The organism is Aeromonas sp. ASNIH7 (genome assembly GCF_002903485.1).
In the GTDB taxonomy this organism is placed as follows: Bacteria; Pseudomonadota; Gammaproteobacteria; order Enterobacterales; family Aeromonadaceae; genus Aeromonas; species Aeromonas caviae.
Window position 1 is genome coordinate 3,260,087 of sequence record NZ_CP026226.1, and the last position, 22,940, is coordinate 3,283,026.

Genomic DNA, 22,940 nt, shown 5'->3' on the forward strand with positions numbered 1-22,940 from the left:
TTTCTTTGCACGAAGAGTTTGCAGCTCTTGTTGGAGGTAGTTGAAGCAATGCAGTTAATCAGCAAGGGACGTCCCCTTTCTCTCGACCGTCCCCATGTCATGGGCATTCTCAATGTGACGCCGGACTCCTTTTCAGATGGTGGCCGCTTCAAGCAGATCGATCTGGCGTTGGGTCATGCCCGCGACATGGTGGCCGATGGGGCCACCCTTATCGATATAGGTGGCGAGTCGACCCGCCCGGGCGCCCCCGACGTGAGCGAGCAGGAGGAGCTGGACAGGGTCATCCCCGTGGTGGAGCGCATGGTCGCCGAGCTGGATGTGATGATCTCCCTCGATACCTCCAAGGCGATTGTCATGCGGGAGGGTTGTGCTGCAGGTGGTCACCTCATCAATGATGTCCGCGCCCTGCAAGAGCCGGGAGCGCTGGGCGCGGCGGCCGAGGCTGGCGTACCGGTATGCCTCATGCACATGCAGGGGCAGCCCCGTACCATGCAGGTGGAGCCGCACTATGACGATTTGCTGGGGGAGGTGAGAGCCTTCTTTGACGAGCGGATTGCCGCTTGTCTGGGGGCCGGTATCCCGCGTGAGCATCTGGTACTGGATCCAGGCTATGGCTTTGGCAAGACGCTGGCGCACAACTATCAGCTGCTGGCACAGCAGGCGTCACTGCTCGATTACCAACTTCCGCTCTTGGTGGGCATGTCACGAAAGTCTATGATAGGCAACCTGCTTGACCGCCCGGTAGCCGAGCGGTTGGCTGGTAGTCTGGCCTGTGCCCTGATCGGGTTGCAACATGGCGCCAGGATCATCCGGGTGCACGACGTGCGGGCCACCATGGATGTCTTGCGTACAGGCTGGATGACCATGACGGGACAAGATTTCATATCCAAATAGAAAAACGAGAAACAGACAATGACCAGAAAGTACTTCGGCACCGACGGCGTGCGCGGCAAGGTGGGTGAATACCCGATCACCCCGGATTTCGTCATGAAACTGGGCTGGGCCGCCGGCAAGGTGCTCTCCAAGAAAGGGACCAAGAAGGTGCTGATCGGCAAGGATACCCGTATCTCCGGTTATATGCTGGAGTCGGCACTGGAGGCGGGGCTCTCCGCCGCCGGTCTCAAAGCCATACTGATGGGACCCATGCCCACCCCGGCGGTTGCCTACCTGACTCGCACCTTCCGTGCCGAAGCCGGCATCGTCATCAGTGCATCCCACAACCCCTATTACGACAACGGCATCAAGTTCTTCTCCGCCGACGGCACCAAGCTGCCCGATGATGTCGAGCTGGCCATCGAAGCCGAGCTCGACAACGAACTCAAGTGCGTGGAGTCCGCGGAGCTTGGCAAGGCGCAGCGCATCGATGATGCGGCTGGTCGCTACATCGAATTCTGCAAGAGCACCTTCCCCTCCAATCTGAGCCTGGAAGGGCTGAAAATGGTGGTGGATTGCGGTCATGGTGCCACCTACCACATCGCCCCTTCCGTCTTCCGCGAGCTGGGTGCCGAAGTCATCGCCATCGGCTGCAGCCCGGATGGGCTCAACATCAATGACGGTGTCGGTTCCACCGCACCGGAGGCGCTGGCCGCCAAGGTTCAGGAATGCAAGGCAGATCTCGGCGTCGCCTTCGACGGTGACGGCGACCGTCTGGTGATGGTGGACAGCACTGGTTACATCATCGACGGGGATGAGATCCTCTACATCATCGCCCGGGATGCCCTGCGCCATGGCCGCCTCAAGGGCGGTGTGGTGGGCACCCTGATGGCCAACATGGGGCTGGAGCTGGCGCTTCAGACCCTGGGCATCCCCTTTGCCCGTGCCAAGGTGGGTGACCGCTACGTGCTTGAGATGATGAACGAGAAGGGCTGGCGCATCGGGGGCGAAAACTCCGGTCACATCATCTGCCTGGATCAGACCACCACGGGGGATGGTATCGTCGCCGCCCTGCAGGTGCTGACGGCCATGCGCAGTGCCGAGATGCCGCTGGCCAAATTGCGTTCGGGCATGAGCAAGTTCCCGCAAGTGCTGGTCAATGTGCGCTTCGCCGAAGGCAAGGATCCGCTGACCTCCAGTGTCGTTCAGCAGGAAGTGGCGGCAGTGGAGCAGGAACTGGCCGGCCGTGGCCGGGTGCTGCTGCGCAAATCTGGCACCGAGCCCCTGATCCGGGTCATGGTCGAAGGTGAACACGAACAGCAGGTGCGCGATATGGCAGAGCGCATCGCCAAACAGGTCGAATCGGCGTTTTAATGAACAAACAAGGCGGCTTTTTAGTCGCCTTGGTTGTATCTTGTTCAAACGATTCGAAAATTTGAAAATAGCACTTGTCAGCTGAGCATCCTCTGGATATTATCAGCCCCGCTTTCGCAAGGGAGTTGCCGATGGGACATCGCAAGCCGTTTGTAGCAGCCAACTGGAAGTTACACGGTAGTAGGTCGCAGTTAGAGCAGTTTACGAGTCAGTGCGCAGAGCGCATTGATGAAGACGTAGATGTGGTCTTGTGTCCATCCCATGTGCATCTCGGTTTCACGGCCGAACTGCTCGGTGAGCAGGGAAGAGTGAAGCTGGGGGCTCAGAACGTGAGCCAGCACAGACAAGGCGCTTATACGGGTGAAATCTCGTGTGAGATGCTAGTCGAGGCAGGTTGCCGATATGTACTTGTTGGCCACTCCGAGCGCAGGCGTCTCTTTGGTGAGACCAGTTTTATAGTCGCAGAGAAGTTTGCGGCAGTCAGAGCAGCAGGTCTGATACCCATACTTTGTCTTGGTGAGTCAGGCGCGGCGAGGCAGGCAAGAAGAACCTTTGAGGTGATTGCCGAGGAACTGGACATCGTCATAGAGAAAAATGGCGCGATGGCTTTCGATAATGCTATCATCGCCTACGAGCCAATCTGGGCTGTAGGTACAGGTAAATGCGCCACACCCGAGCAGGCACAAGAGGTTCATTCCTTTATTCGCAGTCGCTTGGCGGAGGATACTCCGGTAATAGGTGAGAAAGTCAGAATCATCTATGGTGGGAGCGTGACACCGGCCAATGCACAAGATTTGTTTGCGCAGTCCGATATTGATGGCGGTCTGATAGGCAGGGCAAGTCTTGATGGCGAGGCGTTTTTAGGAATAGTTGAAGCGGCAAAGGGTGCAAGTTAAATGTACGAGATTCTTTTGGTCGTTTATCTGCTGGTATCGCTGGCTCTGATTGGTCTGGTGATGATTCAGCAAGGTAAAGGGGCTGATATGGGCGCCTCCTTCGGCGCAGGGGCATCGAATACTGTGTTCGGCTCCGGTGGTTCAGGCAGTTTCCTGACCCGCACAACAGCGATTTTGGCTACTCTGTTTTTCTTGATTAGTCTGGTTCTGGGTTCCATGTCCAGCAACAAGGTCAAACAGGGTAGTGAATGGGAAAATCTGCAACAGACTCAACAAGTTGAGCAGAGCAAAGCGCCAGTGAAGAAAGATACTGACGTTCCCGAATAAGAGTTTTGCCGTGGTGGTGGAATTGGTAGACACGCTATCTTGAGGGGGTAGTGCTCTAGGGTGTGCGGGTTCGAGTCCCGCCCACGGCACCAATTAAGCAGTGAACCCGGGTAACCGGGATGTTATAGCCGCTGAGTCTTGTCTCACGAGAGCGAAGTGGCTATAATCTCGCACGATTTCGGACGCGGGGTGGAGCAGCATGGTAGCTCGTCGGGCTCATAACCCGAAGGTCGTCGGTTCAAATCCGGCCCCCGCAACCAAATTTCACGCATTTCCTACGCTCAGGAAGGCGGTCGCTGCGAGGCGACAATCAGGGTAAAGCGCCAAGCCCCGATTTGACATCGGGGCTTTTTGTTATGTGCAATTTACTCTGAATCTATTTCTATCTGGGCTATATGCCCTTTTTTCGTTTTTCGGAGGGTGACTTTGGCTACGTTGGAACAACGTTTGACCGATCTGCTCGAGGCTCCGGTCGTTGCCTTGGGTTTTGAACTGTGGGGTATCGAGTTTATCCGTGCGGGTAAGCACTCGACCTTGCGCGTTTTCATCGACTCGGAGCAAGGCGTGACGGTGGAAGACTGTGCCGAGGTGAGCCGCCAGGTCGGCGCCATCATGGATGTCGAAGATCCCATCACCGAGGAGTACTACCTTGAGGTGTCTTCCCCGGGTCTGGATCGTCCACTGTTCAAGGTCGCCCAGTTCGAAAAATACGTTGGCCAGGAGGCGGCGGTAACGCTTCGGATGGCAACAAACAACCGCCGCAAGTTCAAAGGCGTAATCAAAGCCGTGCAGGGGGACATGATCACTCTGACGGTAGATGGTAAGGACGAGGTGTTGGCTTTCACCAATATCCAAAAAGCGAACATAGTGCCGAACTTTGGTTAACGAGGCTATCGGATATGAATAAAGAGATTTTGCTGGTCGTTGACGCTGTGTCCAACGAGAAGGCTGTCCCCCGCGAGAAGATTTTCCAGGCTCTGGAGACTGCGCTGGCGACTGCGACCAAGAAAAAATACGAAGGCGAGATTGAAGTGCGGGTCGAGATCGATCGCAAGACCGGTGACTACGATACCTATCGCCGTTGGGTCGTGGTAGCCGATCAGGCTTCCATGGAGAACCCGTACGGGGAAATCACTCTCGAAGCCGCTCAGATCGAGCAGCCGGATATCCAGATCGGCGACTATGTTGAAGACCAGATTGACTCTGTGACCTTCGACCGTATCACCACCCAGACCGCCAAGCAGGTCATCGTGCAGAAAGTGCGCGAGGCCGAGCGTTCCCAAGTTGTTGACCAGTTCAAGGACAAGGAAGGCACCATCATCAGCGGCGTGGTCAAGAAGAGCAATCGTGACAACGTGATCCTGGATCTGGGCAGCAATGCCGAAGCCGTGATCTTCCGTGACGACATGCTGCCCCGTGAGACCTTCCGTCCCGGTGACCGTATCCGTGGCCTGCTCTACGCCGTGCGTCCGGAAGCCCGTGGTTCCCAGCTGTTCGTCAGCCGCTCCAGCCCGGACTTCCTGAAAGAGCTGTTCCGCATCGAAGTGCCGGAAATCGGCGAAGAGATGATCGAAATCATGGGCGCCGCCCGTGATCCGGGTTCCCGCGCCAAGATCGCGGTCAAGACCAACGATCGTCGTATCGACCCGATCGGTGCCTGTATCGGCATGCGTGGTGCCCGCGTTCAGGCCGTCTCCGCCGAGCTGAGCGGTGAGCGTGCCGACATCGTGCTGTACGATGACAACCCGGCCCAATACGTGATCAACGCCATGGCGCCAGCCGATGTGGCCTCCATCATCGTCGATGAAGACAACCACACCATGGACATCGCCGTGGAAGCCGCCAACCTGGCCCAGGCCATCGGCCGCAACGGTCAGAACGTGCGTCTTGCCTCCCAGCTGACCGGTTGGGAATTGAACGTGATGACCGTCGAGGACATGCGTGCCAAGCACCAGGCCGAGAACGACCGCATCATGAACCTGTTCACCAGCACCCTCGATATCGACGACGATTTCGCTGGCCTGCTGATGGAAGAGGGCTTCTCCACCCTGGAAGAGATCGCCTTCGTCCCGGTCAACGAGCTGCTGGCCATCGACGGTCTGGATGAAGACATGGTCGAAGAGCTGCGCAAGCGTGCCAAGGATGCCCTGACCACCAAGGCCCTGGCCAAAGAAGAATCCTTTGAAGGCGTCGAGCCTTCCGAAGAACTGCTCAATCTCTCCGGCCTCGGCCGTGAAATGGCCTATGCCCTGGCCGCTCGCGGCGTCGGCACCCTGGAAGATTTGGCAGAGCAAGGTATCGATGACCTTGCCGACATCGAAGAGTTGACCGCCGAGAAGGCAGGTGAGCTCATTATGGCTGCTCGCAATATCTGTTGGTTCGGAGAAGAGCAGTCTGAATAAGGTCAAACGGAGGAAAATGAATGGCAGAAGTATCAGTTAAGCAACTTGCCACTGACATCGACACGCCGGTTGATCGTCTTCTCCAGCAGTTTGTCGATGCCGGCATCGTGAAGAGCAAGGCCGACGACATGGTCAGCGAGTCTGAGAAACAGACTCTGCTGGCACATCTGAAGAAACAGCATGGAGGTGACGAGGTCACCGCACCTGCTCGCATGACCTTGCAGCGCAAGACCAAGAGCACCCTGAGTGTTCAGGGGACTGGTGGCAAGAACAAGGAAGTGCAGGTAGAAGTGCGCAAGTCTCGCACCTATGTAAGACGCTCGGCGCTGGAAGATGAACAGCGCCAGGCGGAAGCCGAGGAAACAGCGCGTTTGGAAGCAGAAGAAAAAGCTCGTCGCGAGGCCGAAGAGAAGGCCCGCCTCGACGCTGAAGAGAAGGCTCGCCGTGAGGCTGAGCAGGCTCGTCGTGAAGCTGAGGAAAAGGCGCGGATCGAGGCACAACAGAAGGCTCGACAGGCTCAACAGCCCGCCAAAGCAGCCGTTAGCACAGCTCAGCAAGAGGCAGAAAAGATGGCCAAGCGCGAAGCAGAAGAACTGAAGCGCCAACAGGAACAGACAGCTTTGCAAAAAGCTGAAGAACTCGCCGCGAAGAAAGCCGAAGAGGCTCGCATCATGGCGGAACAGAATGCGGCCCGCTGGGCTGAAGAAGAAGCGGCTCGCGCCAAAGAGAGCAGCGATTACCATCTGACCACCAACAAGCACGCGCAAGCGGCCGAAGATGAGTTGGATCGTAAGGAAGAGACCAGCCGTCGCACGGCTGCCGCTGCCAAGGCGCCGAAGAAGGTCGGCCGTCGCGAAGACGACCGCAATGACCGCAACTCCCGCGATCCCCGTGCCCGCAAAGGCAAGCGTGGCAAGATGGCCATGCCGAACGCCATGAAACACGGCTTCAACAAGCCGGCTGCCGTGGTCAACCGTGACGTCGTCATCGGCGAGACCATCACAGTGGCGGAGCTCGCCAACAAGATGGCCGTCAAGGGCGTTGAAGTCATCAAGGTGATGATGAAGATGGGTGCCATGGCCACCATCAACCAGGTGATCGACCAGGAGACCGCTCAGCTGGTCGCCGAGGAGATGGGTCACAAGGTAGTGCTGCGCCGTGAGAACGAGCTGGAAGAGGCGGTACTTAGCGATCGTGACGAGACCTCCGAAGCCAAGCCGCGTGCGCCGGTCGTGACCATCATGGGTCACGTCGACCACGGCAAGACCTCGCTGCTGGACTATATCCGTAAAGCCAAGGTCGCCGCAGGCGAAGCCGGTGGCATTACCCAGCACATCGGTGCGTACCACGTACAGACCGACAGCGGCATGATCACCTTCCTGGATACCCCGGGTCACGCGGCGTTTACCTCCATGCGTGCTCGTGGTGCCAAGGCGACCGACATCGTGGTGCTGGTTGTTGCAGCTGACGACGGCGTGATGCCGCAAACCATCGAAGCTATCCAGCACGCCAAGGCGGCCGGTGTGCCGCTGGTTGTTGCGGTGAACAAGATCGACAAGCCTGAAGCGGATCCGGATCGCGTCAAGACCGAGCTGGCCCGTTACAACGTCATGTCCGAAGAGTGGGGTGGCGATTGCCAGTTCGTGCACGTCTCCGCCAAGTCTGGCGAAGGCATCGACGACCTGCTGGAAGCCATCCTGATCCAGGCCGAAGTCCTGGAGCTGAAAGCAGTGGTTGACGGCATGGCCAACGGCGTCGTGATCGAATCCTTCCTGGATAAAGGTCGTGGTCCGGTTGCCACCGTGCTGGTACAGGAAGGTACTCTGCGTCAGGGCGACATCGTGCTGTGTGGTCTTGAGTACGGCCGGGTTCGCGCCATGCGTGACGAACTGGGTCGCGAGATCAAGGAAGCAGGTCCCTCTCTGCCAGTGGAAATTCTGGGTCTGTCCGGCGTTCCCTCTGCCGGTGACGAAGCCACGGTCGTGCGTGACGAGAAGAAAGCCCGTGAAGTGGCGCTCTACCGTCAGGGCAAGTTCCGCGAAGTCAAGCTGGCTCGCCAGCAGAAGGCCAAGCTGGAAAACATGTTCGCCAACATGACCGAGGGCGAAGTGTCCGAAGTGAACGTGGTGATCAAGGCCGATGTACAAGGCTCTGTGGAAGCGATCTGCGATGCGCTGGTCAAACTCTCCACCGACGAAGTGAAGGTGAAGATCGTGGGTTCCGGCGTAGGTGGCATCACCGAAACCGACGCGACCCTGGCCGCGGCTTCCAGCGCCATCCTGGTGGGCTTCAACGTCCGTGCCGACGCTTCTGCGCGCAAGGTCATCGAATCCGAGAGCCTGGATCTGCGTTACTACTCCGTCATCTATGACCTGATCGACGAAGTGAAGCAGGCCATGAGCGGCAAGCTGGCTCCTGAGTATCGTCAGGAGATCATCGGTCTGGCTGAAGTGCGTAGCGTCTTCAAGTCGCCGAAGTTCGGCGCCGTTGCCGGCTGTATGGTTACCGAAGGTGTGGTCAAGCGTTCCAACCGCATTCGCGTTCTGCGTGACAACGTGGTTATCTATGAAGGCGAGCTGGAATCCCTGCGCCGCTTCAAGGATGACGTCAACGAAGTTCGCAACGGCTACGAGTGTGGTATCGCGGTCAAGAACTACAACGACGTACGTGAAGGCGACCAGATCGAGGTGTACGAGACCGTTGAAATCCAACGGACTCTGTAAGCCGAGCGTTAGACAAAATAGGGGGCCGCGGCCCCCTTTTATCGCAGGATAGAATATGGCCAGAGAATTCAGCCGGACCCGTCGGGTCGGGCAGCAGATCCAGCGTGAAATCGCGCTGATCCTGCAGCGCGAGGTGAAAGACCCGCGCATCGGCATGGTGACCGTCTCCGACGTGGAGGTCTCCAAGGACCTCAACTATGCCAAGGTTTATGTCACCTTCTTGCAACTGGAGAATGACGCCGAGCGCATCAAGGAAGGGCTCAAGGGCCTGACCGAGGCTGCCGGTTACATCCGCAGCCTGCTGGGCAGCGCCATGCGTCTGCGGGTGGTGCCCGAGCTGCGTTTCTACTACGACCAGACCCTGGTCGAGGGGATGCGTCTCTCCAACCTGGTGACCAACACTGTGCGTGAAGACAAGCGTCGCATGACTGAAGCCGGTCGTGACGAAGAGCAATCCGCACCGGATGACACGACTGAGGATAACGCCTGAGATGTCTCGTAGACGTCGTTTCAAAGGCCGTGACGTACACGGCATCCTGCTGCTGGACAAACCTACCGGCCTGACTTCCAACGATGTGTTGCAGAAGGTCAAGCGGATATACAACGCCGCCAAGGCCGGCCATACCGGCGCCCTGGACCCCCTGGCCACCGGCATGTTGCCGATCTGCCTCGGGGAGGCCACCAAGTTCTCTCAGTATCTGCTGGAAGCGGACAAGCGCTATGAGGTGACCGCCAAGCTGGGCGAGCGCACCAACACCAGCGACTCCGACGGCGAGGTGGTCTCCACCCGCCCGGTGAACGTGGCCGTGGGCACCCTGATCGAGGCGCTGGACCAGTTCCGCGGCCCCATCATGCAGGTGCCGTCCATGTACTCCGCCCTCAAACACAACGGCCGCCCGCTCTACGAATATGCCCGTGAAGGGATCGAGATCGAGCGGGAAGCCCGTCCCATCACCATCTTCGAACTCAAGCTGCTCGGCTTCGAGGGGGACGAGGTGAAGCTGGAAGTGCATTGCAGCAAGGGTACCTATATCCGTTCCCTGGTGGACGATCTGGGGGAAGTGCTGGGCTGTGGCGCTCACGTCACCCAGCTGCGTCGCACCCAGGTGGCGAGCTACCCCTATGAGCGGATGCTGACCCTGGAGCAGCTCGAGTGTATCTTCGAGCAGGCCAAGGCCGAAAGCATTCCGCCACGGGAGCAGCTGGATCCCCTGTTGCTGCCGATGGACACCGCCGTGGCCTCTCTGCCCGAGGTGAACATGCTGGTCGCCGTGGCCGCCTATGTGAACCAGGGTCAGGCCGTGCAGGTGGCAGGTAGCCCCCAAAGTGGCCAGGTCCGCATGACGGTTGGCCCGGAGCGCGAATTCATCGGGGTTGGCGAGATCGATGACGAGGGGCGCGTGGCGCCCAAGCGTCTGGTTCGCTACCACGACGAGGAGTGATCCTCAGGCGGTATCGGTCTGTCACGCGTCTTTCCCGTTGCGAAAAGGGGCGGGGACGATTATGATACCGCCCTCATTTCACGGCTGAATTAGAGATTGGCTGTGAACCTTTAAACACTCTACTGGAGTAATACCATGTCTCTAAATGCTGAGATCAAAGCTCAAATCGTTGCCGACAACGCTCGTGGCGCCAACGACACCGGTTCCCCCGAAGTGCAAGTTGCCCTGCTGACTGCCCAGATCAACCATCTGCAAGGTCACTTCAAGGAGCACGCCAAGGATCACCACGGTCGTCGCGGTCTGCTGCGCATGGTTTCCCAGCGTCGTAAGCTGCTGGACTACCTGAAGCGTAAAGACGTTCAGCGTTACGCTGCTCTGATCGCCAAGCTGGGTCTGCGTCGTTAATCGACCATCAGATTTCGCAAAAAAGGGGAACCGCGAGGTTCCCCTTTTTTATTGCCCGTTTCAAACAGGATGCAGGCCGTTGCCTGCCTCACAGAATTGACGTCCGCGCTTACCTTTTGATGCGAATCAAGTATACTTGCACGCGAATTTAAAGCGCCAAATTGTTAAAAGGAAATTCACGTGAATCCTATTGTAAAGTCATTCCAGTACGGTCAACACACCGTCACACTGGAAACCGGTGTGATGGCCCGTCAAGCCACTGCGGCCGTCATGGTCAGCATGGACGATACCTGTGTCTTCGTGACTGTCGTTGGCAAGAAAGAGGCCGATCACGGCCGTGATTTCTTCCCGCTGACCGTCAACTATCAGGAGCGTACCTATGCTGCTGGTCGTATCCCGGGTGGTTTCTTCCGTCGTGAAGGCCGTCCGAGCGAGGGTGAGACCCTCATCTCCCGTCTGATCGACCGTCCCATCCGTCCGCTGTTCCCGGAAGGCTTCCTCAATGAGGTTCAGGTGGTTGCCACCGTCATGTCCGTGAACCCGGCCGTTTCTCCCGACATCGTTGCCATGATCGGTGCCTCCGCGGCCCTGGCCATCTCCGGCATCCCGTTCGGCGGCCCGATCGGTGCAGCCCGCGTGGGTTACATGAACGGCCAGTACGTGCTGAACCCGACCACCACCGAACTGCCCCAGAGCGATCTGGATCTGGTGGTTGCCGGTACTGCCAATGCGGTGCTGATGGTGGAATCCGAAGCGGCCATCCTCTCCGAGGAGGTGATGCTGGGCGCCGTGGTCTACGGTCACGAGCAGATGCAGACCGTGATCAACGCCATCAACGAATTCGCTGCCGACGTCGGTACCAAGCCCTGGGACTGGACCCCGCCTGCCGTCAACGAAGCGTTGAAAGCCAAAGTTGCCGAACTGGCCACCGCTGAGCTGGGTGAAGCCTACCGCATCACCGAGAAGGCTGTTCGCTACGAAACCATCGCTGCCATCAAGGGCCGCGTGGTCGAGCAAGTCATCGCATCCGGCGTGGAAGAAGATGCCAAGAAGATCGGCGAAGAGTTCCACAGCCTGGAGAGCCGCATCGTCCGTGGTCGCGTAGTACGTGGTGAGCCGCGTATCGACGGTCGCGATCCGGAAATGATCCGCGCCCTCTCCGTCGGTACCGGCATCCTGCCCCGTGCCCACGGTTCTGCCCTGTTCACCCGTGGTGAAACCCAGGCCATCGTGGTCGCCACGCTGGGTACCGAGCGTGACGCCCAGAACATCGACGAGCTGACCGGCAACCGCGCCGATCGCTTCATGCTGCACTACAACTTCCCGCCCTACTGCGTCGGCGAGACCGGCATGATGGGCAGCCCGAAGCGTCGTGAAATCGGTCACGGCCGTCTGGCCAAGCGCGGCGTTGCTGCCGTGATGCCGAGCGCCGCCGAGTTCCCGTACGTGGTGCGCGTGGTCTCTGAAATCACCGAATCCAACGGTTCCTCCTCCATGGCGTCTGTCTGTGGTTCCTCCCTGGCGCTGATGGATGCCGGTGTGCCGATCAAGGCCTCCGTTGCCGGTATCGCCATGGGTCTGGTGAAGGAAGAAGAAGGTTTCGTCGTGCTGTCCGACATCCTGGGTGACGAAGATCACCTGGGCGACATGGACTTCAAGGTAGCCGGTACCAGCGAAGGTGTGACCGCGCTGCAGATGGACATCAAGATCGAAGGCATCACCAAAGAGATCATGGAGATTGCGCTGAAGCAAGCTCGTGGCGCTCGTCTGCACATCCTGAAAGTGATGGACGAAGCTATCCAGGCTCCCCGTGCTCAGATCTCCGATTTCGCACCGCGCATCCACACCATCAAGATCAATCCTGAAAAGATCAAGGACGTGATCGGCAAGGGTGGTTCCGTGATCCGTGCACTGACCGAAGAGACCGGCACCAACATCGAGCTGGATGATGACGGTACCGTACGCATCTCCGCCGTGGCCAACGAAGCCGCCATGGAAGCGATCCGCCGCATCGAGGCCATCACCGCCGAGATCGAAGTGAACCGCATCTACGAAGGCAAGGTCGTGCGCCTGGCTGACTTCGGCGCCTTCGTCAACATCCTGCCGGGTAAAGACGGTCTGGTGCACATCTCCCAGATCACCGATGCCCGCGTGCAGAACGTGGCCGACTTCCTGAAAATCGGTGACGTGGTGAAGGTGAAGGTACTGGAAGTGGACCGTCAGGGCCGGGTGCGTCTCTCCATCAAGGAAGCGAACGCACCGACCGAAGCGGCTGCTGCTCCTGCTGCCGTTGCCGTCGAAGAGCCGGCTGCCGAATAAGGCTGCCGTATGTGAAAGAGCCGACCCTTGGGTCGGCTTTTTTGTGCCTGTCGCCCGGCATGGCGCAGATTGTCTCCTTGTTCCTTTTGGCGCCCCTTGATATAAGGGACGACCCCGCTTCGTTGGCAAAAGGAATTGCAGCATGTCATGGGCCTACCTCAGACAGTTTCCTTCCCTGGTCTGGATCGTCATCCTGGGCACTTTCATGGTGCGTACCACCTTCTTCATGGTCTGGCCCTTTCTCTCGATCCTGCTCTACCGTGACTACGGACTTTCGGCGACCCTGATAGGCGCCATCCTGGGGGCCACGGCGGCGCTTTCCACTCTCGTCAGCTTCTATGGCGGCTGGCTCTCGGACAAATGGGGGCGGCGCAACATCCTGCTGTTCGGCTGCCTGGTTTCCGCCGCAAGCGTGGCCCTGCTCGGCCTCTCCCCCAAGGTGGGCTGGCTGGCACTCGGGGTGATCGGCAGCGGACTCTCCTACGGTCTCATCGACGCACCGGGCAAGGCACTGATGGCCGACAATCTGGCCGAGCCCAAAGCCCGTGAGCTGGCGCTGCACCTGCGTTATTTCCTGCTCAACCTGGGGGCGGCCATCGGTCCTCTGCTCGGCGTCACCTATGGCCTGAGCGCGCGTCAGGAGACCTTCCTGTTGCTCAGTGCCAGCTATCTGCTGCTTGGCATGGTCTTTGTCATCGGGTTCAGGCTGGCGGGTTGCCACACCAGCCAGGCGGCCGGGCCCGGCATGCGTGCCGTGCTGCGGGTGCTCTGGCAGGACAGGGGGTTTCTGCTGCTGATCATGGCCAATCTGCTGCTGATGCTGGTCTACGCCCAGTTCGAGTCGCCCCTCATCCAGTATCTGACCCGCGCGGGGACGCCGGAGGTGGAGCGGCTCATCGGCTGGCTGGTGACGACCAATGCGCTGACCATAGTGATGCTGCAGTTCCCCCTGCTGCACCTGACTGCCCGCTGGTCCACGCGGCGCAAGCTGCAACTCGGGGTGGCGCTCTTTCTCGGCGCCCAGTTGCAGTTTGCGCTGGGGGATACCGCCATCTGGTGGCACTGGATAGTGGCGGTGATCCTCTTGAGCGTCGGGGAGTGCATCCTCTTCCCCTTGCTCAATGTGCTGATCGATCAGATGGCGCCTGGTCATTTGAAGGGGAGCTATTTCGGGGCGGCCTCCATCTCCGGACTCGGGGTGGCCATGGGGGCCTTGCTGGGAGGCTGGGTGCTGGCCCACTGGGGCGGGAGCTGGCTTTACGCCCTGATGGCGCTGCTCTGCCTGGTGATCCTGATGCTCTATGGTCTGAGTACCCGGACCTCGCGCCCAGCACTGGTCCGGGCCGGGCCCTGACGGCTAGAAGGTCAGCACCTTGTCGGCGGCCAGAGTCCATTGGGCCAGCAAGGGGAGGGTGCCTATCTCTATGCCCTCGACAAGGGGTAGCGGGGTGATGCCGCGCGCATCGGTGCAGCTCTTGCAAAGCCGGATCCGGGTGCCCTGAGCCAGCAGTATCTCCAGCATCTGGCGCAGGTTGTAGCCCTCGGCCGGAGCCTGCCCGGCGAGGGCAGCAGTGACGGCATCCGACATCAGGAAGAGGTTGAGGTCTACCTTTCCCTCCTCTTTGAGGGCGATGCCGAGGCGCAGGGCATTGAACAGGGACTCGCTGCCATAGGGGGCGCCGTTGGCAATGATGAGAATGTGTTGGGTCATGTGGCTCTCCTGATTGAAAGGGCCATTGTAGCCTCGGCGAAAGCGGCCCGGCATGATGCAGAGCACACTCTGTCGTAGCCCGGCCCCGTGTGTCTTGACCTCACACAGGGAGTCAGGTCTCATGGACGGCCATCCAGTATGACAGAACAAAGAGGTTGTTATGTGGAAGATCGCCGGAATAGGCTTATTGTTGTTGGCCGGACAAGCCTATGGTAGTGAAAACATCGGCTGCAAGGCCAGAGAGCAGGCCGTGACGGATCAGCTTGCGTTCGCCAGAGAGCACAACAACCAGGAGCAGGTAGCCGGCCTTGAGCGGGCACTGCGCAACCTGGAGGCCCATTGTACCGATGCCGGGCTCCTTGAGGAGCAGCAACGCAAGGTGGTCAAGCAGAGGGAAGAAGTGGAAGAGCGGCTGGCCGAGTTGCAGAGCGCACGGGTATCGGGCAAGCCGGACAAGATTGCCAAGAAGCAGTCCAAGCTGGAGGAGTCCCAGGCCGAGTTGCTGGAAGCCCAGCGCGAACTCGAGGCGCTGCAAAAACTGGTCAAACCCTGAGGGAAGGGCAGCGCAATAGAAAAAGCCGGGCATGCCCGGCTTTTTCTATTTTTGGATAATGCACTCCGCGCGTGTCAGACGCGGACTACCTGTGCATCCGCACGAATTTCTCCATCAACTGATCTTCGGTTTCCACCCTATGGACGGGATCCCGGAGGATGCAGTCCCTCTAGAGCAGACGCTGATGTAGGTGTTACTGCTACTGCCTGTGCATCCGCACAAACTTTTCCATCAGCTGATCTTCGGTTTCCACCTTATGGACGGGATCCCGGAGGATGCAGTCCATGGGGCGCAGACGCTGATACAGGTTTACTGCCTGTGCATCCGCACGAATTTCTCCATCAGCTGATCTTCGGTCTCCACATGGGCGGGATCCCAGATGATGCAGTCGATAGGGCAGACGCTGATGCAGGTGGGCTTCTCATAGTGGCCGACGCATTCGGTGCAGCGATCCGGGTCTATCTCGTAGATCTTGCTCCCCAGGGTGATGGCCTGGTTCGGACACTCCGGATCGCACATGTCACAGTTGATGCACTTGTCGGTGATGAGCAGTGCCATCTCAGGCCGCCGAGTGAGGTTGACGGGTATCCTCGCGCTCGCCGAGGTTGCGCAGCAGGATGCCGTAATTCACGTCGATCTCCTTGGGAACCGGCACGTAGACCACGTGGCCGTTGCCCGGCGCGGTGTCGATGAGCTCGCCCTTGCGGTTCTGCATCTGCTCCAGGTTGAAGCTGAGGTTGCCCTGGGGGGTCATCAGCTCCAGGCTGTTGCCCAACAGGAACTTGTTCTTCACCTCGACCTCGACCATGTCACCGTTGCGACCGGTGATCTCGCCGACGAACTGCTGGGTGTCGGAGACGGAGTAACCGTAGTCGTAGTTCTGGTATTCGCTGTGGTTGTGACGGCGCAGGAAGCCCTCGGTGTAGCCGCGGTGGGCCAGGTTCTCGAGGGTGCCCATCAGGGTCGGATCGAACGGACGGCCAGCCACCGCATCGTCGATGGCCTTGCGATAGACCTGGGCGGTACGGGCGCAATAGTAGAAGGACTTGGTACGGCCTTCGATTTTCAGGGAATGAACGCCCATTTTGGTCAGGCGCTCGACGTGCTCGACAGCGCGCAGATCCTTGGAGTTCATGATGTAGGTACCGTGCTCGTCTTCAAACGCAGTCATGAACTCGCCCGGGCGGTTGGACTCCTCCAGCAGCACCAGGGCATCGGTCGGCTTGCCTGCGCCCAGGGTCGGATCCACCTTTTGCACGGCGATGGGCTCCTGGCGGTGGACGATCTGGCCCACGTCATCTTCCTTGCCCTCGTGCACCTTGTACTCCCAGCGGCAGGAGTTGGTGCAGGTGCCCTGATTGGGGTCACGCTTGTTGATGTAGCCGGAGAGCAGGCAGCGGCCGGAGTAGGCCATGCACAGCGCCCCGTGGACGAAGACCTCCAGTTCCATCTCCGGCACCTGCATGCGGATCTCCTCGATCTCGTCGAGAGACAGCTCGCGGGAGAGGATGGCACGGGTCAGGCCCATCTGATGCCAGAACTTCACCGTGGCCCAGTTGACCGCGTTGGCCTGCACCGAGAGGTGGATAGGCATGTCGGGGAAGGCTTCGCGCATCATCATGATGAGGCCGGGGTCGGACATGATGAGTGCATCCGGCTTCATATCCACCACGGGGCGCATGTCGCGGATGAAGGTCTTGAGCTTGGAGTTGTGGGGTTGGATGTTGGCCACCACATAGAACTGCTTGCCGAGGGCATGGGCCTCGTTGATGCCGAGCTGCAGATTCTCGTGATCGAATTCGTTGTTGCGCACCCGCAGGCTGTAGCGCGGCTGGCCCGCATAGACGGCGTCTGCGCCATAGGCATAGGCGTAGCGCATGTTCTTGAGGGTCCCGGCAGGGGAGAGCAATTCTGGTCTGAACATGTTGGACTCTTTTATCTGATTGCAAATCAGGACGGCGCCACCTGATGGCGTCGTGTGGGTTCATCGGTGGCGCGACCGTCTTCGACGCACGGCCATCCGATGGGGGTACATCGGAGCAGGAGGTGACTCGATACTCCGGATATACGGGGTGCGAGATTGTACTCGTGACCGCCTCGTCATGCAATTTGGGACGGCCTTGACATGCCTGCGCCATGTTCATTTTACGCTCAGACTGGGGTTGCTAGAGTGCAAGGGGTGAAAGATGCCCCCGAGTTGGCAGTGAAATGGATCTTTTCGGCGAAAAAGACCATCTCCAAGTTGAAATTTTGCCCTGCTCGGGAAAGAATGCGCGCTCGGTTGTTGGTCCCCGGTGACGGGCCCACAAGAGACCGATGATGAGCAGGGCAAAGGCCCACAGGAACAGGAAACCATACAGGAATTTTATGAATCCCCTTCGCATTGCCGCTTCGGCTCTTTTATGTACGCTGGCGCTGGTCAGCCAGCAGGCCGCCGCCGTTGAATACCCGCTGCCTGCAGCCAACAGCCGCCTGATCGGTGAGAACCAGGAATACGTGGTGCCCGCAGACAACCGTCCGCTGGAGCAGATCGCCTCCGACTTCCAGCTGGGTCTGACCAACATCATGGAAGCCAACCCGGGCGTCGACCCCTACTTGCCCAAGGCGGGCAGCACGCTGATCATTCCCCATCAGCTGATCCTGCCCAACGCTCCCCGCGAAGGGATCGTCATCAACGTGGCGGAGATGCGTCTCTACTACTACCCGAAGGGCAAGAACGTGGTGCATGTGCTGCCCATCGGCATCGGCCAGCTCGGGGTCAACACCCCGGAGAACTGGATCACCAAGGTTGAGCGCAAGCGTGCCAACCCGACCTGGACCCCGACCGAGAATATCCGTCGCCGCTACGCCGCCCAGGGCAAGACCCTGCCCGCGGTCTGGCCGGCCGGCCCGGACAACCCCATGGGCCTGCACGCGCTCTACATCGGCAACCTGTACGCCATCCACGGCACCAACGCCACCTTCGGCATCGGTTTGCGGGTGAGCAGCGGCTGCGTGCGCCTGCGCGCCGACGACATCAAGTACCTGTTCGATCACGTGCCGGTCGGCACCCGCGTCCAGTTCGTCAACCAGCCGGTCAAGACCACGGTCGAGCCGGATGGCGGTCGCTACATGGAAGTGCACGAGCCGCTGTCGCGCACCGAGGAAGAGTTCAACTCCACCGCCTCCGTGCCGCTGCCCATGACCCCGGCTACCACCCGCTTCATCGCCCATGCTGACAGCGATTCCAACGTGGTCAAGCAGGTGCTGGAACAGCGTACCGGCATCCCGACCCGCCTCAATCCAGAGGCGTAATGGCCGGCAAGTGCAGTTAAACAACAACGGCGACCATCAGGTCGCCGTTGTTGTTTCTGTGTATCCGGACGTCAGCTGGCTGGTGGGGCATAGAGGGCCAGCCAGTTGCCTTCGGTATCCTCGATGATGACCCGGGAGCCATGACCGCTGCCGATGCTGTGCAGAGGCTCCAGCACCCGCCCGCCGAGCCGGGGGACCAGCAGCTCCGCCTCCTGCAGCCTGTCACCGAGGGAGAGATAGATGAGGGGACCGGCACCGCCGGGCTGGTGATATTTGTCCATGGGGCCGAGACAGGCCGCCGCGTTGCTGCCGTCGTGGCGCAGCATGGCAAAGCGCATGGTCTCTTCCTGGATGGGGGTGACCTGCACATCGAGCAGGGCCGAGTAAAAGTCCATGGCGCGATCCAGATCCCGTGTCGGAATATCGGCCCAGACCAGGGTGTTGTCCATCGTCGTATTCTCCAGAGTTCCCGGCCAACGCGGTCGGTGGCTCTTTGAGGTTAGAAGTGGCTGTCGGGGGGCGCCATGGATAAAAAAAGCGGCGCCTGATGGCGCCGCTTGAAGGGGGAGGAGCCGAGTAAGGCTCCCCCTCTTATTTGCCGGCAATGCTGAGCCCGCCAAAGCGGATCAGCGGGGCATAGAAGTCCTTGCCATCGTCGTGATGCAGCTGGTTGCCGACCGCTTCCAGCTCCCCGAGCAGACGATAGAAGTTGCCCGCCACCGTGATGCCGCGTACCGGTGCCACGCGCTCGCCATTTCGGCAGAGGAAGCCGGAGGCGCCGAACGAGAAGTCGCCGCTCACCGCATCGGCCCCGGAGTGCAGGCCGTCCAGCTTGACCAGCTCCAGGTACTCACCGCTTTGTACCTCGGCCTCGCCGTGGGGGCCGAGCCCGAACACCAGGTGACGAGGGGCCACGTCCAGGGCACTGCGGGCACTGCGGGCGGCTGCACCGTTGCTTGTCACGCCGAAGTGGCGGGCGGTGGCGCTGTTGTGCAGCAGGGTCTTGAGCTCCCCCTCGCCGATGAGCAGGAGATCCGAAGTGGCGGCCCCTTCGCCGTCAAACGCCTTGATCTTCATGCCCCCCGGCATATAGGCACGACTCTCCAGGGTGAGCCAGCGAGAAGCCACGCTTTGGCCCAGCTTGTCGCGCCAGGGGTTGATCCCCTGCTGGGCCCACTTGCCAGACAGTGCGGACTGGAAGCAGCCAAACAGGCTGGCAAAGCAGTGGGTGCTGAAGATGACGCTGTAGCGACCGCTCGGCACCGCCTCACCCATCAGCAGGCCATCGGCCACGGCGTGGATCTGGCGGATGAGAGGCTGGCTCTCCAACTCGTCGAAGCGTCGTGCGTACTGTCCCTGGTAGTGCATGGACTGGCGGCCCTCTCGCTCGATGAGAGCGGAGCTGTGGCAGCCGACGCTGAACGCCTGATGTTCGCAGAGGCTGCCCTGGCTGTTGGCAAGCCAGAGGCGGCTCTCCCCCTCGAAGAAGCCGTTGTAGGGGGCGCCGGTCACGTCCGGCAGGGCCAGCATGTCGGACTCGAGGCGCAGGGTCAGGGCGATCTTCTCTTCCACCGCCGTGGTGTCGGCCTGATGTATCTCGGCGCAGTCGGTGATGAGCCGGCTCTGCTGCACTGTGATGCGCTGATCCGGGTCCACCTTGGCGAAGCGGCCGGCATCCAGCGCATCCTGCACCATGGCGTCCAGGGCCGACGCGTCGAGGGACTCGGAATAGGCGATGCCGACCCGGCCTTCCTTGATGAGGCGAATGCCGATCTGCTGGCTGCTGGTGACCTTGTATTCACTGAGTTCGCCCTTGTCGGCCTTGAGGGAGAAGGCCTTCTCCTGATTGGCGATGACGTCTGCCTCGGCACCCAGATCGGCGACCTGCTCCAGCAGACGGGCAAGCAGTTGGTTCATGTCGAGTTGGCTCATCAGGCGTTCCCTCCGACCAGGATATTGTCAACCTTGAGCGGCGGCTGGCCGACTGAAACGCGAATGAGGCGGGAGATGGAACCGCATAGAGTGTCATGGATGTTCATCAGGCGTTCCCTCCGACCAGAATGCTGTCAACCTTGAGCGGCGGCTGGCCGACCGAGGCGGGAATGGATCCGGAGACCGAGCCGCACATGCCGGCGGAGAGGGCCAGATCGCGCCCCACCATGGAGATCTCCTTCAATACCTGCGGGCCGGTGCCGATCAGGGTGGCCGACTTGAGGGGCCGGGTGATCCTGCCCCCCTCGATGAGGTAGGCCTCCTGCACGTTGAAGTTGAACTCGCCGGTACCGGGCTGCACAGAGCCACCCCCCATCCGCTTGGCATAGATGCCGTGCTCCACGGTTGCCAGCATGTCGTCGAGGCTGTAGTTGCCCGGTTCGATATAGGTGTTGCGCATGCGGGAGGCGGGGGCGAACTTGTAGGATTCCCGGCGCCCGGAACCGGTGCGGGCGTAGCCGGTGCGAAGGGCCCCCATTCTGTCCACTAGGAAGCCGGTCAGCACGCCGTCCTTGATGAGCTGGGTGTGCTGGGTCGCCATCCCCTCGTCATCGACGTTGATGGAGCCCCAGGCGTTGCCCTGCAAGCCCTCGTCCACCGCGCTGACCGCGGGGTTGGCGATGAGCTGGCCCATCTTGTCGTGGAACACGGATGCCTTTTTGGCTACCGAGGTGGTCTCCAGCAGGTGACCGCACGCCTCGTGGAAGATGACGCCGCCAAAGCCGCTCTCCATGATGACCGGCAGCTTGCCGCTCGGGCAGGGGGCGGCGCCCAGCTTCACCAGTGCCTGGCGGGTAGCGGTGAGAGCCAGCTCGCGGGGATCGATGCTCTCGGCATGCTCCCATCCCTTCATGGCACCGGGGGCTTCATAGCCTACACTCTGCTCGCCCCCGTCAAGGGCGATGGTCTGAGCCATGATGCGGTTGTAGTGGCGGCGATCGCTCACCTGCACCCCTTCGCTGTTGAAGATCTCCACCTCCTGCTCCCAGCCGAGCACGTTGCCCGAGAACTGGCTCACCTTGTCGCTCTCGGCGCGGGCCGCAGCGTCCATGGCATGCAGGTAGGCGATCTTCTGCTCCAGCAGCTTGTCGGCCGACAGCGGCAGAGCGATCGGGTTGCGGTCGGTCAGGCGGGTGAAGTCAAAGGCAGTGGCGGTGACCACGGGGTCACGCCTGTCCTTGGCCGCCAGCAGGGTAACGATGCGCAAGAGCTCGTTGCGATCGGCCAGGTTGGTGTAGCCGTAGAGCACCTTGTGGCCGTAGCACAGGCGAACGCCGATACCGAAGTCGAGACCACCGCTGATGTTCTCTATCTGGCTGGAGAGCAGGCTGAGCTGGCTGCGGCGCTTGTGCTCCACAAACAGCTCGGCGAAATCGGCACCCAGCGCCAGCGCGTGATCGAGCACGTCGCGTGCGATGGCGGGGGCCAACAGGGAGAATGAAGTCATAGAATATCCTTTTCTGGTCTGTCCGTTTGCTTCCGACACCCGGCGTTGTGTTGTTATGGGGTGTCGACCTCATTGTTGCAGACCAGAAGCAAAAAGTCGCTATAGCGTCAGCCGATGATACCAAACGAGAAAATCGGTGCGATTTATGCGCCCGGCAGCCCGAGCGCAGGCTACCGGCAGGGGAGGTTGGCGCCGCTCATGGCGCTCGTTTTATATGAGGTTGACCCACTGCTCGATACGGGGTCGGTCTGGTCGTCCAATGGCTGGCGTCGTCGAACATCCAGGCGATCAGGGTCAGAGCAGTTCGTGGATCTCGCTCAGGATCTGGTCGACCCACTGCTCGATACGGGGTCGGTCTGGTCGCCCATTGGCCGGTGTCGTCGAACATCCAGGCGATAAAGGTCAGAGCAGTTCGTGGATCTCGCTCAGGATCTGGTTGACCCACTGCTCGATACGGGGTCGATCTGGTCGCCCATTGGCTGGCGTCGTCGAACATCCAGGCGATCAGGATCAGAGCAGTTCGTGGATCTCGCTCAGGATCTGGTCGACCCACTGCTCGATGCGGGGTCGGTCTGGTCGTCCATTGGCTGGCGTCGTCGAACATCCAGACGGCCAGGGTCAGAGCAGTTCGTGGATCTCGCTCAGGATCTGGTCGACCCACTGCTCGATGCGGGACTCGGTCTGGTCGTACTGGTTGGCGTCATCGAGGGCCAGCCCGACGAAGTGACGGCCATCGTCGATGAGCGCCTTGGAGGCGTCAAACTCGTACCCCTCGTTGGGCCAGTAGCCCACCAGCTTGACTCCCTTGGGGACCAGCTGATCGTGCAGCAGGCCGAGGGCATCCTGATACCACTCCCCATAGCCCAGCTGATCGCCCATGCCAAACAGGGCGATGATGCGTCCCTCCAGATGCAGGTCGGCGATGTCTTCCCAGCGGGATTCCCAGTCCTCCTGCAGCTCGCCGAAGTCCCAGGTGGAGATGCCCAGGATCAGGATGTCGTACTCCTGCATGCGGGCGAGGGGCACATCCTTGATGTTGTGGAGATCGACCAGCTCGGGGCCGATGAGGGCGCGGATCTTCTCGGCGGCCATCTCGGTGTAGCAGGTGGTGGAGCCATAAAACAAACCTATCTTCATCGCTCTTCTCTTGATCGCAGTCGGCAAGGGGCGTGACCGGCACAG

At 60.3% G+C, this 22,940-nt stretch carries 21 protein-coding genes and 2 tRNA genes; 16 read left to right on the forward strand and 7 right to left on the reverse strand.

Features of this window, described 5'->3' with window-relative positions:
- The first annotated feature begins 48 nt into the window (after positions 1-48).
- The 14 genes from folP to C2U47_RS15380 all read left to right on the forward strand — a co-directional run bounded on the left by folP (position 49) and on the right by C2U47_RS15380 (position 14,115).
- Positions 49-894, forward strand: coding sequence for a dihydropteroate synthase (gene folP / locus C2U47_RS15315; protein WP_029314768.1), 846 nt, complete (start codon positions 49-51; stop codon positions 892-894).
- An 18-nt stretch (positions 895-912) separates the two neighbouring features.
- Positions 913-2,247 (forward strand): phosphoglucosamine mutase, encoded by a 1,335-nt coding sequence (gene glmM, locus C2U47_RS15320; RefSeq protein WP_010675372.1) that lies wholly within the window; start codon positions 913-915, stop codon positions 2,245-2,247.
- A gap of 131 nt (positions 2,248-2,378) precedes the next feature.
- Positions 2,379-3,143, forward strand: coding sequence for a triose-phosphate isomerase (gene tpiA / locus C2U47_RS15325; RefSeq protein WP_010675371.1), 765 nt, complete (start codon positions 2,379-2,381; stop codon positions 3,141-3,143).
- Positions 3,144-3,470, forward strand: a complete 327-nt coding sequence (gene secG / locus C2U47_RS15330) for a preprotein translocase subunit SecG (RefSeq protein WP_010633113.1) — start codon at positions 3,144-3,146, stop codon at positions 3,468-3,470. It abuts the gene before it with no gap.
- Between the two features lie 7 nt (positions 3,471-3,477).
- A tRNA-Leu gene (locus C2U47_RS15335) sits at positions 3,478-3,562 on the forward strand.
- 91 nt (positions 3,563-3,653) lie between these two features.
- Positions 3,654-3,730 (forward strand) — tRNA-Met (locus C2U47_RS15340).
- A 166-nt stretch (positions 3,731-3,896) separates the two neighbouring features.
- The gene (gene rimP, locus C2U47_RS15345) at positions 3,897-4,355 is read left to right on the forward strand and encodes a ribosome maturation factor RimP (RefSeq protein ID WP_010675370.1); all 459 of its coding nucleotides are present in this window, start codon (positions 3,897-3,899) and stop codon (positions 4,353-4,355) included.
- 14 nt (positions 4,356-4,369) lie between these two features.
- Positions 4,370-5,872, forward strand: coding sequence for a transcription termination factor NusA (gene nusA / locus C2U47_RS15350; protein ID WP_010675369.1), 1,503 nt, complete (start codon positions 4,370-4,372; stop codon positions 5,870-5,872).
- Between the two features lie 20 nt (positions 5,873-5,892).
- The gene (gene infB / locus C2U47_RS15355; RefSeq protein WP_029314767.1) at positions 5,893-8,595 is read left to right on the forward strand and encodes a translation initiation factor IF-2; all 2,703 of its coding nucleotides are present in this window, start codon (positions 5,893-5,895) and stop codon (positions 8,593-8,595) included.
- Between the two features lie 55 nt (positions 8,596-8,650).
- Entirely contained in the window at positions 8,651-9,085 is a 435-nt protein-coding gene (rbfA, locus tag C2U47_RS15360; protein WP_010675366.1) for a 30S ribosome-binding factor RbfA, read from the forward strand.
- Position 9,086: 1 nt separating this feature from the next.
- Positions 9,087-10,037, forward strand: coding sequence for a tRNA pseudouridine(55) synthase TruB (truB, locus tag C2U47_RS15365; protein WP_010675365.1), 951 nt, complete (start codon positions 9,087-9,089; stop codon positions 10,035-10,037).
- A 135-nt stretch (positions 10,038-10,172) separates the two neighbouring features.
- Positions 10,173-10,442 carry a 30S ribosomal protein S15 gene (rpsO, locus tag C2U47_RS15370; RefSeq protein WP_010675364.1) on the forward strand — a complete coding sequence of 90 codons (270 nt, stop codon included), beginning with the start codon at positions 10,173-10,175 and terminating at the stop codon, positions 10,440-10,442.
- 180 nt (positions 10,443-10,622) lie between these two features.
- On the forward strand, positions 10,623-12,761 hold the full coding sequence (gene pnp, locus C2U47_RS15375; RefSeq protein WP_029314766.1) for a polyribonucleotide nucleotidyltransferase: 2,139 nt from the start codon (positions 10,623-10,625) through the stop codon (positions 12,759-12,761).
- Between the two features lie 142 nt (positions 12,762-12,903).
- A complete protein-coding gene (locus C2U47_RS15380) occupies positions 12,904-14,115 on the forward strand; it encodes an MDR family MFS transporter (protein ID WP_010675362.1) in 1,212 nt (403 codons plus the stop codon).
- Between the two features lie 3 nt (positions 14,116-14,118).
- On the opposite strand, the gene C2U47_RS15385 is transcribed toward C2U47_RS15380, so the two are convergent.
- Positions 14,119-14,472: a DsrE/DsrF/TusD sulfur relay family protein gene (locus tag C2U47_RS15385; RefSeq protein ID WP_010675361.1), complete on the reverse strand. Its 354-nt coding sequence runs from the start codon at positions 14,470-14,472 to the stop codon at positions 14,119-14,121.
- 160 nt (positions 14,473-14,632) lie between these two features.
- Here C2U47_RS15385 and C2U47_RS15390 point away from each other — a divergent pair, with 160 nt between their 5' ends.
- Positions 14,633-15,025: a DUF1090 domain-containing protein gene (locus C2U47_RS15390; RefSeq protein WP_029314765.1), complete on the forward strand. Its 393-nt coding sequence runs from the start codon at positions 14,633-14,635 to the stop codon at positions 15,023-15,025.
- Between the two features lie 309 nt (positions 15,026-15,334).
- Here the strand turns inward: C2U47_RS15390 and C2U47_RS15405 are convergent, their stop codons facing one another.
- Both C2U47_RS15405 and trhP read right to left on the reverse strand, forming a co-directional pair.
- Positions 15,335-15,583, reverse strand: coding sequence for a YfhL family 4Fe-4S dicluster ferredoxin (locus tag C2U47_RS15405; RefSeq protein ID WP_010675358.1), 249 nt, complete (start codon positions 15,581-15,583; stop codon positions 15,335-15,337).
- A gap of 1 nt (position 15,584) precedes the next feature.
- Positions 15,585-16,949: a prephenate-dependent tRNA uridine(34) hydroxylase TrhP gene (gene trhP / locus C2U47_RS15410; RefSeq protein ID WP_010675357.1), complete on the reverse strand. Its 1,365-nt coding sequence runs from the start codon at positions 16,947-16,949 to the stop codon at positions 15,585-15,587.
- Positions 16,950-17,392: 443 nt separating this feature from the next.
- Between trhP and C2U47_RS15415 the strand changes: the two genes are divergently transcribed.
- On the forward strand, positions 17,393-18,319 hold the full coding sequence (locus C2U47_RS15415; RefSeq protein WP_010673738.1) for a L,D-transpeptidase family protein: 927 nt from the start codon (positions 17,393-17,395) through the stop codon (positions 18,317-18,319).
- A 71-nt stretch (positions 18,320-18,390) separates the two neighbouring features.
- Here the strand turns inward: C2U47_RS15415 and C2U47_RS15420 are convergent, their stop codons facing one another.
- The 4 genes from C2U47_RS15420 to fldB form a co-directional block, all read right to left on the reverse strand.
- Complete coding sequence (locus tag C2U47_RS15420; RefSeq protein ID WP_010673739.1) at positions 18,391-18,768, reverse strand: VOC family protein; 378 nt, start codon at positions 18,766-18,768, stop codon at positions 18,391-18,393.
- 142 nt (positions 18,769-18,910) lie between these two features.
- Positions 18,911-20,251 carry a TldD/PmbA family protein gene (locus C2U47_RS15425; protein ID WP_103261707.1) on the reverse strand — a complete coding sequence of 447 codons (1,341 nt, stop codon included), beginning with the start codon at positions 20,249-20,251 and terminating at the stop codon, positions 18,911-18,913.
- A gap of 106 nt (positions 20,252-20,357) precedes the next feature.
- Complete coding sequence (locus C2U47_RS15435) at positions 20,358-21,758, reverse strand: TldD/PmbA family protein (protein ID WP_010673742.1); 1,401 nt, start codon at positions 21,756-21,758, stop codon at positions 20,358-20,360.
- Between the two features lie 618 nt (positions 21,759-22,376).
- On the reverse strand, positions 22,377-22,895 hold the full coding sequence (gene fldB / locus C2U47_RS15440) for a flavodoxin FldB (RefSeq protein ID WP_041212516.1): 519 nt from the start codon (positions 22,893-22,895) through the stop codon (positions 22,377-22,379).
- Between the last annotated feature and the right edge of the window lie 45 nt (positions 22,896-22,940).